The sequence below is a fragment of the Salmonella sp. GDC200615 genome, assembly GCF_050574145.1.
Taxonomy (GTDB): Bacteria; Pseudomonadota; Gammaproteobacteria; order Enterobacterales; family Enterobacteriaceae; genus Salmonella; species Salmonella enterica.
This window is the reverse complement of record NZ_CP192247.1, coordinates 220,517-235,225: the sequence shown is the minus strand read 5'-3', so window position 1 is coordinate 235,225 and position 14,709 is coordinate 220,517. Positions and strand designations below refer to the sequence as shown.

The 14,709-nt window shown below is 54.5% G+C and carries 11 protein-coding genes and 2 pseudogenes; 5 read left to right on the top strand and 8 right to left on the bottom strand.

Annotated elements, in window-relative coordinates:
- Positions 1-2 precede the first annotated feature (2 nt).
- Genes bcsB through bcsR form a run of 4 tightly spaced genes read right to left on the bottom strand, consistent with a single transcriptional unit; the run spans position 3 to position 5,891 of the window.
- Complete coding sequence (bcsB, locus tag ACQ29O_RS01105) at positions 3-2,303, bottom strand: cellulose biosynthesis cyclic di-GMP-binding regulatory protein BcsB (protein ID WP_000823812.1); 2,301 nt, start codon at positions 2,301-2,303, stop codon at positions 3-5.
- Positions 2,304-2,313: 10 nt separating this feature from the next.
- Positions 2,314-4,938, bottom strand: a complete 2,625-nt coding sequence (gene bcsA / locus ACQ29O_RS01100) for a UDP-forming cellulose synthase catalytic subunit (RefSeq protein WP_020937259.1) — start codon at positions 4,936-4,938, stop codon at positions 2,314-2,316.
- A complete protein-coding gene (gene bcsQ / locus ACQ29O_RS01095; protein ID WP_000996127.1) occupies positions 4,935-5,687 on the bottom strand; it encodes a cellulose biosynthesis protein BcsQ in 753 nt (250 codons plus the stop codon). Before bcsQ ends, bcsA begins: the two co-directional genes overlap by 4 nt.
- The gene (bcsR, locus tag ACQ29O_RS01090; RefSeq protein ID WP_000282616.1) at positions 5,688-5,891 is read right to left on the bottom strand and encodes a cellulose biosynthesis protein BcsR; all 204 of its coding nucleotides are present in this window, start codon (positions 5,889-5,891) and stop codon (positions 5,688-5,690) included.
- A gap of 244 nt (positions 5,892-6,135) precedes the next feature.
- Between bcsR and bcsE the strand changes: the two genes are divergently transcribed.
- The 3 genes and pseudogenes from bcsE (at position 6,136) to bcsG (ending at position 9,571) form a co-directional block, all read left to right on the top strand.
- Entirely contained in the window at positions 6,136-7,707 is a 1,572-nt protein-coding gene (gene bcsE / locus ACQ29O_RS01085) for a cellulose biosynthesis c-di-GMP-binding protein BcsE (RefSeq protein ID WP_001205762.1), read from the top strand.
- On the top strand, positions 7,704-7,895 hold the full coding sequence (gene bcsF / locus ACQ29O_RS01080; protein ID WP_000988321.1) for a cellulose biosynthesis protein BcsF: 192 nt from the start codon (positions 7,704-7,706) through the stop codon (positions 7,893-7,895). Before bcsE ends, bcsF begins: the two co-directional genes overlap by 4 nt.
- A pseudogene (gene bcsG, locus ACQ29O_RS01075) lies at positions 7,892-9,571 on the top strand (cellulose biosynthesis protein BcsG). Before bcsF ends, bcsG begins: the two are co-directional and overlap by 4 nt.
- An 81-nt stretch (positions 9,572-9,652) precedes the next feature.
- Here the strand turns inward: bcsG and ACQ29O_RS01070 are convergent.
- Positions 9,653-9,760 carry a type I toxin-antitoxin system toxin Ldr family protein gene (locus tag ACQ29O_RS01070; RefSeq protein WP_001669334.1) on the bottom strand — a complete coding sequence of 36 codons (108 nt, stop codon included), beginning with the start codon at positions 9,758-9,760 and terminating at the stop codon, positions 9,653-9,655.
- Positions 9,761-10,132: 372 nt separating this feature from the next.
- On the opposite strand from ACQ29O_RS01070, the pseudogene ACQ29O_RS01065 reads away from it, so the two are divergent.
- Positions 10,133-10,285 (top strand): annotated as a pseudogene (locus ACQ29O_RS01065) (PLP-dependent transferase); the annotation flags it as partial.
- Between the two features lie 117 nt (positions 10,286-10,402).
- Entirely contained in the window at positions 10,403-11,701 is a 1,299-nt protein-coding gene (locus ACQ29O_RS01060) for an aromatic amino acid transport family protein (RefSeq protein ID WP_001150168.1), read from the top strand.
- Between the two features lie 100 nt (positions 11,702-11,801).
- Here the strand turns inward: ACQ29O_RS01060 and dppF are convergent, their stop codons facing one another.
- The 3 genes from dppF to dppC are packed head-to-tail and all read right to left on the bottom strand — an operon-like array spanning position 11,802 to position 14,708.
- Positions 11,802-12,815, bottom strand: coding sequence for a dipeptide ABC transporter ATP-binding subunit DppF (gene dppF, locus ACQ29O_RS01055; protein WP_000103563.1), 1,014 nt, complete (start codon positions 12,813-12,815; stop codon positions 11,802-11,804).
- Complete coding sequence (gene dppD, locus ACQ29O_RS01050; RefSeq protein ID WP_001196509.1) at positions 12,812-13,795, bottom strand: dipeptide ABC transporter ATP-binding protein; 984 nt, start codon at positions 13,793-13,795, stop codon at positions 12,812-12,814. Before dppD ends, dppF begins: the two co-directional genes overlap by 4 nt.
- 10 nt (positions 13,796-13,805) lie before the next feature.
- On the bottom strand, positions 13,806-14,708 hold the full coding sequence (gene dppC, locus ACQ29O_RS01045) for a dipeptide ABC transporter permease DppC (protein WP_000084690.1): 903 nt from the start codon (positions 14,706-14,708) through the stop codon (positions 13,806-13,808).
- Position 14,709: the final 1 nt, after the last annotated feature.

Genomic DNA, 14,709 nt, shown 5'->3' with positions numbered 1-14,709 from the left:
CGTTACTCATGGTCAGGGTCGAGACGACGGCGACTGAGAATACGTAGCAGACGCCACAATACCCACGCCAGTAATACCACACTGAGGGCCGCCAGTACCGCCAGCAGCACCGGGTGATTCGCCAGCGCATACCACAGCCGCTCAAACCACGGCAGATGTCCGACGTAATAGATATCGCCAACGCGCAGACTGTGAACGCCGGACTCGCGGATCACCGCCACGGAACCAAACATCGCGGCGCGTTTACCGCTGTCGTTCACAGCGTCGTTCAGTAGCTGGTAACCGCGCGGGCTATCAGCCAGCAGAGCAATCACGCTGCGCTGATCATTAAACGGCGACTGGAAGCCCACCACCGCCGCCATCGGGCCGCTGGCGGTGACGGTGGACTGCGCATCCGCCGCGCGATCGGCCTCATCCGGCATAATCGACGGGAAAGCGGTCTGCCGCATCGGGGTTTTTACCCAGCTTTGTGTCGCCTGCACCAACAGATCGATACGCTTATCATCTTTTAGCTTGCCCGGAATAGCGCCAATAATCAGCAGATCGGCGTCTTTGTCGGCTATCTGAGCGCTATCATCGGTGATGGTCAGATTAATTGCCGGGAAACCGGTCTGCCCGCCAATGGCACCGACCGTATTCAGCAGCGTTTCCATTTGCGCTTCGGTTGGGGTCTTCGGCATCACCGCCAGCGTGTCAGACAAGTCGGCCATCCGGCTGAACGGGAAACCCGCATTGGCGAACGCGCGTAAATCCGGCATCGCGATAAAGTGGTAATATTTCGAAAAATCGATAGTGGAGTCATCCCCTATCACCACATGATTCGGTACCGGCTGGAAGGTAATACAGTTGTCCACCGACCCGCCCGGCATCGGATTCATGTAGCGGAAGTCAAAACGTAGTTGGTTCATCGCCCCCAGTTTGAGCGCCGGAATAGACACATCTGTTTTACCATCCAGCAGTCCCTGAAGTACCGGCAAGCGCAACAGGAGTCGATTAGTTTCCTGCGTGCTGTTAAGGCTAAAGGCTTGCAGGAACTGGTTATTCAGACTGATGTCCAGTCGTGAACTGTCTTTGGTCGGCGGCGAGGTATAACGGTAGTTGAGATCCATATCAATACCGTTGCTACGCAGCAAATAGAGGTCCGGCGGCAGATTCAAAGAAACATTGATGGGCGCCGGCTCCAGCCCACTCGACTGGAGCTGCTCTTCATAGGTTTTCAGCTCGCCAAAAGTGACCGGGCGATCGGTACGCACCCAGTTCGGCGCATCATACGGTTTGCGCGCCAGCAGCGGTTTTACATCGTTGACCACCACGCTGGAACCACGGAAGAGAATATTCCCTTGCGCGATACCTTTTGCCGCTTGCAACAGGTCTTTATCATCACGGCCAAACACGACCAGCAACTTCACATACGGATTATCCGGATGGCTCATCATCTCGATAACCGGCGCGTTAACCGCAGGATGATCGCGCAGGAAATCGGGGCGTCGATCGTTGGTGGCGAACACGATCGCATTGCGATCCGGCAGGTGATTATACAACACCGGGAAGCGCTGACCGCGCCAGCCCGCCCGCGAGCCAAACCAGGACGCGACAATAGAAGCCGCCTGCTGCTGCGCCAGATCCGGCATGTCAGCAAACACTATCGGCAACGTCACCGGACGGTTATCCCGCGGATCGAAAAACGGCACCGGGAAGTGGGACAGATCGTTATTCACCGCCAGCATGTTATAGGTCAGATCCAGGGCGCTATTTCGCCCGATGTCTAACCACAGAGTACTGCTGGCCGGATTTTCACACACGTCGCGATAGTGGCCGACAAACTCCAGCCGCACCCGGTTAAAATCGGTGATAAATAGCGGATTGATAGGTACCTGCGCCAGCGTCTTTTTCCCCAACTGCTCTTTTGTCACCGGCAGTACGCCCATCAGTTCATCATTGAGATAAACCTTGAGCTGCGACTGAACCGGCAGGAGCGACGGCGAGGGCGTATATTCCAGATTCAGCACCGCTTTCGACGCCACTTCATCGCTGCGCATACCAAATTCAATGCCGCCGTTAGGGTTAACGCCACGCAGCGCCATACTACCCGGCGGCGGCGCGATTTGCGCAAAGGTCAGCTTGACCTCGCGCGAAGGCGCGGTCTGTGCCACGACGGGCGCCTCAGTTGCGGGCGACGGCGCAGGCTCGGTGGGTTCAGCATTTATCAATGGCGGCGTAGCAGGCGCCGCCGCCGTCATGAAAGCAGGAAACGCGCTTAATCCTATTACCGCCGCACACATCCAGGACAATTTTCTTTTCATCGCATTATCATCATTGTTGAGCCTGAGCCATAACCCGATCCGACGGCTGTATCGCCGCTTGCCGCTCCGGGCGACGCGGAATAAACGATACAATCCAGGCAATTAACGCCGTCAACGATCGGAAAATTACTTTTACTGAAGGCGGCGCGAATTCCGCGAGGTGGCGATATCCGCGGAAGCCCAGCTTCAGAATATCCAGCAAGCTTTCCAGCGGTTTATCTTCCGGGAAGCTATCTTGCCAAAGCGCCCACGTATCGGCGCGAGCGAAGGTACACTGCACAAAATCAATATGTTGTTTGGTGGTGAGCGGCATCAGTTGCAGCCCGACCTCATTGCCCGTTACGCGCACCACCTGCGTTGGAAAGACATATTCCTGCTGCCCGCGTTTAAGCAACAGATTCACTTTCTGCCCTTCCAGCACCTGCGCCTGACCGTTGATCTTGATGCCTAACCCGCCGTCGGAGAAGTCATGTACGGTACAGGAGAACAAATGTCCATCTTCGCGGGCGATGGCCCCCGGCATGGCAATCTCGACCCGATGCGCGCGTCTGACCTGTTTACTCTCTACCGAAACCGCAACCGCGCCGCCGAGAATGACCAGGTTATAGAAGACCCACACCAGGCTAACGATGACGGTCAGCGTTTCATTTTCCGGCCTGTAATAGTATCGCCATACGCCCGCCGCCACGCCGAGCAGGTTAAGCAAGACAAGGAAGATATACGGACGCGAGATTACCCAGTCGACGTACTTCTCTTCCACCAGCCCGCCTTTCGCCGTGACGTTAAATTTCCCTTTGTGCGGATTGATCAACGCGACCAGAGTCGGCGGTGCGATATACCATGCCAGTACCGTTTCATAGATTTCACTCCAGAAAGAGTGACGATACTTGCCCTGAATCTTCGAGTTAGTCAGGCTGGCGTGGACCATGTGCGGTATCACAAATAGCGCAATCATCAACGCAGGCGCATAAATGATATAGGCGTGCAGCAGCAGAAAAGCCAGCGGCGCGGTCAGAAAGATCAGGCGCGGAATGCCGGACAAGAAATGGAACATCGCGTTGAGGTAGCACAGCCGCTGCGCCAGTTTTAAGCCTTTACCAAACAGAGGGTTATCGAGGCGGAAAATTTGCACCATGCCCCGCGCCCAACGAATACGCTGCCCGATATGCGCCGACAGGCTTTCCGTCGCCAGCCCCACCGCCTGCGGAATGCGCATATACGCTGAGGTATAACCTCGCCGGTGCAGCCGGAGCGAAGTATGCGCATCTTCCGTCACCGTCTCAACGGCGATACCGCCAATCTCATCCAGCGGCTTACGGCGAATCACCGCGCACGATCCGCAAAAGAAAGTGGCGTCCCACATATCGTTACCGTCCTGTACCAGTCCGTAAAACAGCGTGCCTTCGTTAGGCGTTTTACGAAAACGTCCCAGGTTGCGCTCAAACGGGTCCGGGGAGAAGAAATGATGCGGCGTCTGCATCATCGCCAGCTGTTTTTCTTTCAGGAACCAGCCCATTGTCATTTGCAGAAACGAGCGTGTCGGCACATGGTCGCAATCGAAGATCGCCACAAACTCGCCTTTCGCGTGTTTTAGCGCATTGTTGATGTTGCCGGCTTTGGCGTGTTCATGCGTGGCGCGGGCAATGTAATGCACGCCAACATGTCGGGCAAAATGACGAAATGATTCACGCCCGCCGTCATCAAGGATCCAGATATTCAGCTTGTCCTTCGGCCAGTCAATGCCAAGCGAAGCGTAAATGGTATTTTTGACCACATTAAGGTCTTCGTTATAGGTCGGTACAAAAATATCCACCGTCGGCCACTGCGACATTTCTTTCGGCAACGGCACCGGTTGACGATTTAACGGCCACACCACCTGGAAGTACCCCAGCACCAGCACAATCCAGGCGTAGGTTTCCGCAAACAGCAGAATCAGCCCGCACACCAGACTGACCGGGTCGTCCCAATTTAGCGTCGAGGTATAGCGCCACCAGATATAACGACAGGAGACCGTTAGCGACAGCACGATGAGCATCAGCGCGGAAAAGCGTCCCGGCATACGTCGTACCAACAGCGCAACGCCCCACAGCAACAGCAGAAAGATAAATTGCGATAGCGGGTTAAATGGCTGCGTAATACAGATCAGCGCCAGTATCAGTGAAAAGGTCACGATAACGCCCAGAATAAAACGCCGGGCACCGTTGCTAAGATGTCCCAGCTCTTTTTCCTTTTCCAGGTGCGTTGTCTTTTGGCGCACCCGTTCCGGTAAGGTATCCATCCATTGATGGTAACGTCCACGAACGTCCTTCAGGCGCGCAAATGACCGCCAGCGCGGTTCATGACGTTCTTTAGTCGACGAGATCATCACCAGCCAGAGGGTCTGAATGAGGTAACGGGCCGGGTCCAGCGGGCGCGGGCGGGCGGCGTTAATATGCGGATAAAGTGCTTTATGCTCGTCGCGAATACGCTGCCAGCGCGGATGCTCAAGCGGAAAAACTATCCACGCCAGAATCATCCACAGGCAGCCGAGCGCTGCGCTAAACGGCGACGCGCCGTGGCGGCGGTAACCCTGATAGCGCTCGCTCAAACGCGCGCTAACCGGCGGGATAAGCAGCCACCGGGAAAGGGCGCTCATCGCAGGCTCCCGGCGGACGTTTTGTCGCCCGCATCATGCAGCAGGCACCAGTTCGCCAGCGTTAACACCTCTTCGGCAGCTAACGAATCGCTGCGATATTCGCCTAACGGCTGTTTCGACGCCATGCACTCCGCCATCGCCTCATCGCGATGGATCACAATGGGCAGCAACCGGCGCTGGCTTTGCAGCCAGACCTGGTACAGATCGTCCTGTAACTGACTGCCAATGCGTAAGTCATTGATCAGAATATGCGCTCCGGCAGGCAACGCCTGCTGATGAAGGCGAATATGGCAGTTAGCGTCAACCCGGGCTACCGCCAGCGTATGGTCGCAGAGGCTCACCAGCTGCCGTGTCAGCGGTGACGCGCCGTAGGGCAAGTCCAGTAAAATCCAGCTATAACGCCCGCTCGCTTTCAGCGCCTGGATAGCCGATCCGATCTCTCCCAGCGTCTCCTGCCAGGACTGCGGATTTTCCCGCTCTTGCGCGGTGAGCTGTCCAAACGGCAGTAGATCAAGCTGTGAGGTATAACGTAATCCGGCATCGCGCCAGTCCTGGCCGTCCAGCAACGATCGCGCCCAACCGCCCTGATGGACGAAGTCGACGTTAAACGACATGCGCAGCAGGTTATCGGGGCTGGCGTCAATCACCAGGACATTTTCCCCTAAGATTTGTAACGCCCAGGCGAGTGCTGCGGTGAGAGATGTGGTTCCCACCCCGCCGCGCACGCCCTGCAGTCCCAGAATCGCCATTCATGGCTTCCTTAATGAATGTGGTTGCGCAAATTCAGCCAGGAGCGGCCATCTTTTAATCGCCGCCGCCAACTGTTCGCGTTGGGAAATATCGGTATAATCTATTTCGGGTAGTGAAAACGCCTGGCTTAATGCCAGAAAATCATTTTGAAAAGTGTAGCCCAACGTTGGATCGGACTGAGCGCCAGGTTCATTGTTATACATTCTGGTTGCTCCTTTTTAAATATTTCTCACTGGCAGCATTACGCCCCGTCGTCAATACGGGAGAACGCGCATTTTTCATCTTTCCGTGACATCATTTATAATGTGTAAAAATGCAAAGCGCAGAGTTACAGGGCATCCTGCCGGGCAAATTGATTCACATGCTAAATCTGATGCGTTTTAATTTCAATGTTAGGTTTATTTCTGTGCTTTCGCTAGTAAACTGATAAACAGTTAAAATAGTGACATGAGGGACACTGTGGACCCCGTATTTTCTCTCGGCATCTCATCATTATGGGATGAACTGCGCCATATGCCAACCGGCGGCGTCTGGTGGGTTAACGCCGATCGCCAGCAAGATGCCATCAGCCTGGTGAATCAAACGATTGCGTCACAAACGGAGAATGCAAATGTCGCCGTCATCGGCATGGAAGGCGATCCTGGCAAAGTAATCAAATTAGATGAATCTCACGGTCCGGAGAAAATCCGCTTATTTACCATGCCGGATTCAGAAAAAGGGCTATACTCTTTGCCCCACGATTTGCTTTGTTCTGTTAACCCGACGCATTACTTTTTCATTCTTATTTGTGCAAATAACACGTGGCGGAATATAACGTCAGAAAGCCTGCATAAATGGCTGGAAAAAATGAATAAATGGACTCGTTTTCATCACTGTTCATTGTTGGTTATTAACCCTTGTAATAATAGCGATAAACAGTCCTCGTTGTTGATGGGCGAGTATCGCTCACTTTTCGGCCTCGCCAATTTACGTTTTCAGGGCGACCAACATTTGTTCGATATTGCCTTCTGGTGTAACGAAAAAGGCGTCAGCGCCCGACAGCAGTTATTGCTGTGTCAGCAGGACGAGCGCTGGACGCTATCCCATCAGGAGGAGACGGCAATTCAGCCGCGTAGCGACGAAAAACGCATTCTTAGCCACGTCGCCGTCCTTGAAGGCGCGCCGCCGCTCTCGGAACACTGGACGCTTTTCGACAATAACGAAGCGCTATTCAACGACGCGCGCACGGCGCAGGCCGCGACAATTATTTTTTCGCTTACACAGAACAACCAAATCGAGCCGCTTGCTCGTCGCATTCATACTTTGCGGCGCCAGCGGGGAAGCGCGCTGAAAATTGTCGTGCGCGAAAATATCGCCAGTTTGCGCGCCACCGATGAGCGCCTGCTGCTGGGCTGCGGCGCGAATATGATCATTCCCTGGAACGCCCCGCTTTCACGCTGCCTGACGCTTATTGAAAGCGTGCAGGGACAGCAGTTCAGCCGTTACGTACCGGAAGACATCACCACGCTACTGTCAATGACGCAGCCGTTGAAACTGCGCGGTTTTCAGCCGTGGGATATCTTCTGCGATGCCATCCATACGATGATGAGCAACACCCTGCTCCCCGCCGACGGGAAAGGCGTTCTGGTCGCGCTGCGCCCGGTGCCGGGCATTCGGGTTGAGCAGGCGTTAACATTATGTCGGCCAAACCGAACCGGCGATATTATGACCATCGGCGGCAACCGTCTGGTGCTGTTTTTATCATTCTGCCGGGTCAACGATCTGGATACCGCGTTAAACCATATTTTCCCTTTGCCGACGGGCGATATTTTCTCTAATCGTATGGTCTGGTTCGAAGATAAACAAATCAGCGCCGAGCTGGTGCAGATGCGCTTATTGTCGCCGGAACTGTGGGGAACGCCGCTACCGCTGGCAAAACGCGCCGACCCGGTAATAAATGCCGAACACGATGGCCGCATCTGGCGTCGTATTCCTGAACCCCTGCGATTGCTCGACGACACCGCGGAGCGTGCATCATGATGACCATCAGCGATATCGTGCAAATTATTCTTTTTTGCGCGCTGATTTTCTTTCCGCTGGGGTATCTGGCGCGTCATTCGCTACGCCGTATCAGTGATACGACCCGGCTGCTATTTGCCAAACCTCGTTATGTAAAACCAGCCGGAACTCTGCGCCGCGCTACGAAAGTCAAGGCAGACAAAAAATGACTCAGCATACTCAAACTCCATCAATGCCTTCTCCGCTCTGGCAGTACTGGCGCGGTCTTTCCGGCTGGAACTTCTATTTTCTGGTCAAGTTTGGCCTGCTGTGGGCAGGCTATCTGAATTTTCATCCTTTACTGAATCTGGTATTCATGGCGTTTCTGCTCATGCCAATACCAAAGTATCGCCTTCACCGGTTGCGCCACTGGATTGCCATTCCCGTCGGCTTCGCGCTGTTCTGGCACGATACCTGGCTGCCCGGCCCGCAAAGCATTATGAGCCAGGGGACGCAGGTGGCGGAATTCAGCTCCGGTTATCTGCTCGATCTGATCGCCCGTTTTATTAACTGGCAAATGATCGGCGCCATCTTCGTACTGCTGGTTGCCTGGCTTTTTTTATCACAGTGGATTCGGGTCACGGTGTTTGTGGTCGCCATCATGGTATGGCTGAATGTCCTGACATTAACCGGCCCGGTTTTTACGCTGTGGCCGGCAGGCCAGCCAACCGATACGGTGACGACAACTGGCGGTAACGCGGCCGCTACCGTCGCGACAGCGGGCGATAAGCCGGTCATCGGCGATATGCCTGCGCAAACCGCGCCGCCGACGACCGCGAATCTGAACGCCTGGTTGAACACCTTCTATGCCGCGGAAGAAAAGCGGAAAACGACGTTCCCGGCGCAACTTCCGCCTGATGCGCAGCCGTTCGACCTATTGGTCATCAATATTTGTTCGCTCTCCTGGTCGGATGTCGAAGCGGCAGGCCTGATGTCACATCCGCTATGGTCGCACTTTGACATTTTGTTTAAACACTTTAATTCCGGTACGCCTTACAGCGGCCCGGCGGCCATTCGTCTGCTACGCGCCAGCTGTGGTCAACCTTCGCATACCCGACTTTATCAACCAGCCAATAACGAATGTTATCTGTTTGATAATCTGGCGAAACTGGGCTTTACTCAGCATCTGATGATGGATCATAACGGTGAATTTGGCGGCTTCCTGAAAGAAGTTCGCGAAAACGGCGGTATGCAGAGCGAACTGATGAACCAGTCCGGCCTGCCAACCGCCCTGCTGTCATTCGACGGCTCGCCGGTATATGACGATCTGGCGGTCCTGAACCGCTGGTTGACAGGGGAATAACGTGAAGCCAATTCCCGCTCCGCGACTTTCTTTAACCTGCTGCCGCTGCACGATGGCAACCACTTCCCCGGCGTCAGCAAAACGGCGGATTATAAAATCCGCGCGCAGAAACTGTTCGATGAACTGGACGCCTTCTTCACCGAACTGGAGAAATCCGGGCGTAAGGTGATGGTGGTCGTCGTACCGGAGCACGGCGGCGCGCTGAAGGGCGACAGAATGCAGATCTCAGGCCTGCGCGATATTCCCAGCCCCTCCATCACCAACGTCCCGGCGGGCGTGAAATTTTTTGGCATGAAAGCCCCGCATGAGGGCGCGCCGATTGATATTAACCAGCCGAGCAGCTACCTGGCGATTTCCGAACTGGTCGTACGCGCCGTGGACGGTAAGCTCTTTACCGAAGACAGTGTGAACTGGAACAAGCTGACCAGCAATCTGCCGCAAACCGCGCCGGTTTCAGAAAACGCTAATGCGGTGGTGATTCAGTATCAGGGTAAGCCCTACGTTCGTATGAATGGCGGCGACTGGGTGCCTTACCCGCAGTAAACCGAAAAAGGCCGCAAGGTTTCCCCTGCGGCCTGGTTCGGGCGCATGTTGCCATTACGGCGGACAGACGCTCAAAACGCGTTACTTCCTGTCACGTAGCCAGTTGACGATCACACTGGCGATAATGCCAGCAATGATCGGCGCTGCCAGATCGTGCCAGAAGACCACGCCCAACTGCGTAAGCGTCATATAGCCGCCTTGTTGCAATGGCAACCGTTCGCGGCTATCCTTAAAGTGTTTGGGTTCAAGTTAGCCCCCGTCAGGTTGCCAAGTTTATACCAGTCAACGTGCGGGGGTTTTCTCTATCCAGCAACCTATGCCGCCGGGGATCACCCCCCCGCAACATTGCGCCTCACCGGGTAAACCCGGCTTGCTGCTGATATTACGGCAAAATCCCCGTCCCGGCACGGCGCTAACGTGCAATCTGCGTGACGCTTCGCAGACGATTACTTTTATTTGCCAGAATACATTCAGCATTTCTGAGGCTGGCAGTCAGCCGCTCAATTCTGTAAATTATGCCTCCTCGCGGCCAGTCCCGGTGATACCGAAACCCTCGTTCAGCATCCTGCGTCTATGACATATTCGCCTGTTGCGCCAGAGGAATGGCTAAAAGCAGGTATTACCGACGAACTTATCCGTCTTTCAGCGGGACCTGAAGATCCCGACGATATTATTCATGACCTTGAACGCGCCAGCAGAAAAGCAGCATTCTGACGATTGCTCGGCGAACCGCTGTCACCGGTTTGCCGCATCGGGTATCAAGGCACTATAGCCTGGTTATAGGCAGCATTCTTTATGAGAGAGCTGCCTATATTTTGGGCAGGGGGCTCTATGCAGGACGACACATTACCATTAAATAACAGTAACGCTACGACCACACCGCTTTCAACGAGATTACCGTTTACAAAATATGATTTTGGCTGGGTGCTCTTGTGTATCGGTATGGCGATCGGCGCAGGTACCGTCTTAATGCCAGTGCAAATCGGTCTCAAGGGGATCTGGGTATTTATTACCGCTTTTATCATCGCCTATCCCGCTACCTATATTGTGCAGGATATTTATCTAAAAACGTTATCTGAAAGCGAAACCTGTGACGATTATACGGATATTATCAGTCACTATCTTGGCAAAAACTGGGGCATTTTTCTCGGTGTAATCTATTTTCTTATGATTATCCACGGGGTGTTTATTTATTCCCTGTCGGTGGTGTTTGATAGCGCCTCCTATATCAAAACCTTCGGCCTTACTGAGGTCGATCTTTCGCAGTCTATTATCTATAAAGTCGCGATTTTCGCCGTGCTGGTGGCGATTGCCTCCGGCGGGGAAAAGTTATTATTTAAAATTTCCGGCCCGATGGTGGTGGTAAAAGTCGGGATCATTCTGATATTCGGTTTCGCTATGATCCCACACTGGAATCTTGATAATATTTCCGCCTTTCCCGCCGCATCGGTTTTCTTTCGCGACGTACTGCTCACTATCCCATTTTGCTTCTTTTCTGCGGTCTTCATTCAGGTGCTAAACCCAATGAACATCGCCTATCGTAAGCGCGAGCCTGACCGTGTGCTGGCCACCCGGATGGCGATTCGCACGCATCGCATTAGCTATATTACGCTGATTGCCATTATTCTCTTTTTCTCGTTCTCGTTTACCTTTTCGATTAGCCATGAAGAGGCGGTATCAGCGTTCGAGCAGAATATTTCCGCCCTTGCGCTGGCAGCTCAGGTAATCCCTGGCCATATCATCCACATTACCTCTACCATCCTCAATATTTTTGCCGTACTTACCGCGTTCTTTGGTATTTATTTAGGTTTTCACGAAGCGCTTAAAGGTATTGTACTGAATGTATTGAGTCGTATTATGGATGTCAAAAACGTCAACCCACTGTTACTGACATCTGGTATCTGTGTCTTTATCGTGGTTACTCTGGTTATCTGGGTTTCGTTTCGCGTCTCAGTATTGGTCTTTTTCCAGTTAGGCAGTCCGCTTTATGGCATTGTCGCGTGTATTATTCCTTTTTTCCTGATTTATAAAGTAGCGCAACTGGAAAAATTACGCGGCCTGAAAACCTGGCTTATTCTGTTATATGGAATATTGTTGTGCCTGTCGCCGTTATTAAAATTGATTGAATAAGTCGTACCGGAGAGCCATGCCCGGTGGCGCTACGCTTACCAGGCCTACAGGTACGGTGTAGGCTTGATAAGGCGCAGCCGCCATCCGGCATAAAACGCAATTAACTCAACGGTTTCTGCGGGTTTTCATCCTGATCGACGGCAAAGCAGGCCACCAACTGGCCGTCGTACTCTTTAAGCTGCGGCTGTAACTGCGTACAGGGTCCGAAGCGACGGCTGCAGCGGGCGTTGAAGGCGCAGCCCGGCGGCGGGTTCAGCGGACTCGGCAACTCGCCGGTCAGCTTAATCCGCTCACGGCGATCGTCCGGATTCAGCCGCGGCGTGGCGGAGAGCAACGCCTGGGTATAGGGATGACGTGGATTGTTAAAAATCTGCTCTTTGGTCCCTTTCTCCACGCAGCGGCCTAAGTACATGACCATCACTTCATCGGCGATGTGTTCCACCACCGACAGGTCGTGCGAGATAAAGACATAAGACAGCCCCATATCCTGTTGCAAATCCATCATCAGGTTCAGCACCTGGGCGCGCACCGACACGTCGAGCGCGGAGACCGGTTCGTCGGCAATCACTACGTCCGGATCAAGCATCAGACCGCGGGCGATAGCGATACGCTGACGCTGGCCGCCGGAGAACATATGCGGATAGCGGTCGTAGTGCTCGGTTTTCAGCCCCACCTTCGCCATCATCGCCAGCGCTTTTTCACGACGCTGCGCTTTACTCAGGCTGGTATTGATCAGCAACGGCTCTTCCAGAATTTGCCCCACTTTCTTGCGTGGGTTCAGGGAACCGTAGGGGTTCTGAAACACAATCTGAATTTTCTGCCGCCGCAGTTTCTGCGCGTGCGGATCGTGTTTGAGCAGATCCTGCCCCTGGTAATAAAGCTCGCCGCCGGTTGGCGTTTCAATCATCGTCAGCAGGCGGCCCAGTGTGGATTTTCCACAACCGGACTCCCCCACTACCGCCAGCGTTTTACCGCGTTCGAGATTAAACGACACGCCATCCAGCGCTTTTACCAGCCGTTCCGGAGAAAAGATCCCCTTCTTCACCGGATAGTGTTTTTTCAGGTCGATAGCCCGCAACAGCGGCTGTTGCAAGGTGGCCTCATGCGTACTCATAGTGTGGGCCTCCCGGCATCATCGAGTGGGTAATGACATTTTGACTGACGTCCATCGTCCAGTTGGTTGAGAGCAGGTTCTTCCGCACGACATCTGTCCGTGGCGTAGGGGCAGCGAGGGTTAAGCAGACAACCCGTCGGTCGGTCATATTTCCCCGGCACCACGCCCGGCAGCGACGCCAGACGCGCTTTATCTTGCGCAAACTCTGGTAACGCACGTAGCAATGCCTGGGTATACGGATGACGCGGCGCGCGGAAAATATCCTGCGCAGCGCCGGTTTCGACGACCTGCCCGGCGTACATGACGATAATTTTGTGCGCCGCTTCCGCCACCAGCGCCAGGTCATGGGTAATCAGCACCAGCGCCATGTTCTCTTTTTGCTGCAACTCCAGCAGCAGCTCAATGATTTGCGCCTGAATGGTCACATCCAGCGCCGTGGTCGGTTCATCAGCAATTAACAGCTTTGGTCGACAGGCTATGGCCATCGCAATCATCACGCGCTGACTCATGCCGCCAGAAAGCTGGTGCGGATAGACATCCAGACGAGAAGCCGGATCGGGAATACCCACCTGGTTCAACAGGTCAATCGCTCGCTGACGACGGGTTTTCTTGTTCCCGCCCTGATGTACCTTGATGGCTTCCATAATCTGAAAGCCAACGGTATAGCAAGGATTGAGGCTGGTCATCGGGTCCTGGAAAATCATCGCCACTTCAGCACCCACCAGGTTGCGACGTTCCTTCTCGGAAATGCGCTTCAGATCCTGTCCGTTAAAGAGCAGGTTTTCCGCCATCACGCGGCCTGGGTAATCGATAAGCCCCATAATCGCCAGCGAGCTGACGGATTTGCCGGAACCAGACTCGCCGACAATCCCGACCACCTCACCCTGCTTCACGCTGTAGCTAATGCGGTCGACGGCTTTGAACGGTGTCCCTTCGTCGCCGAAGTGCACCGATAATTGATCTACATTTAATAACGCCATCTCGAACCTCTTACTGCTTCAGTTTGGGATCGAGCGCGTCACGCAGCCCGTCACCCATCAGGTTAAATGCCAGTACCGTCAGCAGAATCGCCAGCCCCGGGAAGGTCACGACCCACCAGGCGCTTTGCGCGAACTGCAGAACGTCAGAGAGCATGGTGCCCCATTCCGGCGTAGGCGGCTGTGCGCCCATCCCCAGGAAGCCGAGGGCAGCCATATCGAGAATGGCGTTAGAGAAGCCCAGTGACGCCTGAACGATCAGCGGCGCAAGGCAGTTCGGGAAAATATTGACGAACATCTGACGCATCGCGCCTGCGCCCGCCACGCGGGAGGCAGTCACATAATCGCGGTTCACCTCTACCAGAACCGCCGCGCGGGTTAAGCGGACATAGTGCGGCAGCGCCACAAACGTCAACGCCAGCGCAGCGTTGCCGATGGAGGGGCCGAAGATCGCCACCAGCACCAGCGCCAGCAGCAGGCTCGGCAGGGCCAGCATAATATCGACCACGCGCATGATGATGTTATCGACCAGACCGCCGAAGTAGCCCGCGACCAGGCCGAGAATGATCCCCATTACCAGCGACAGGACGACCACCAGACAGCCGACCAGCAGTGACAAACGCGCGCCATACATCAGGCGCGAGAGGACATCGCGACCAACATCATCCGTTCCCAGAATATGCGCCCAACTGCCGCCTTCCTGCCAGACCGGCGGTGCCAGCAGCGCATCACGGAACTGCTCTGCCGGGTTGTACGGCGCAATAAAGTTGGCAAACACCGCAATCAGGATCACGATGAGAACATACGCCAGCCCGACGACCGCGCCTTTGTTGCGTTTGAAATAGTGCCAGAACTCCCGCAATGGCGTCATGGGCGCCGGTGCGGCATTAACATTATTTTCAGTAACCTGTGACATG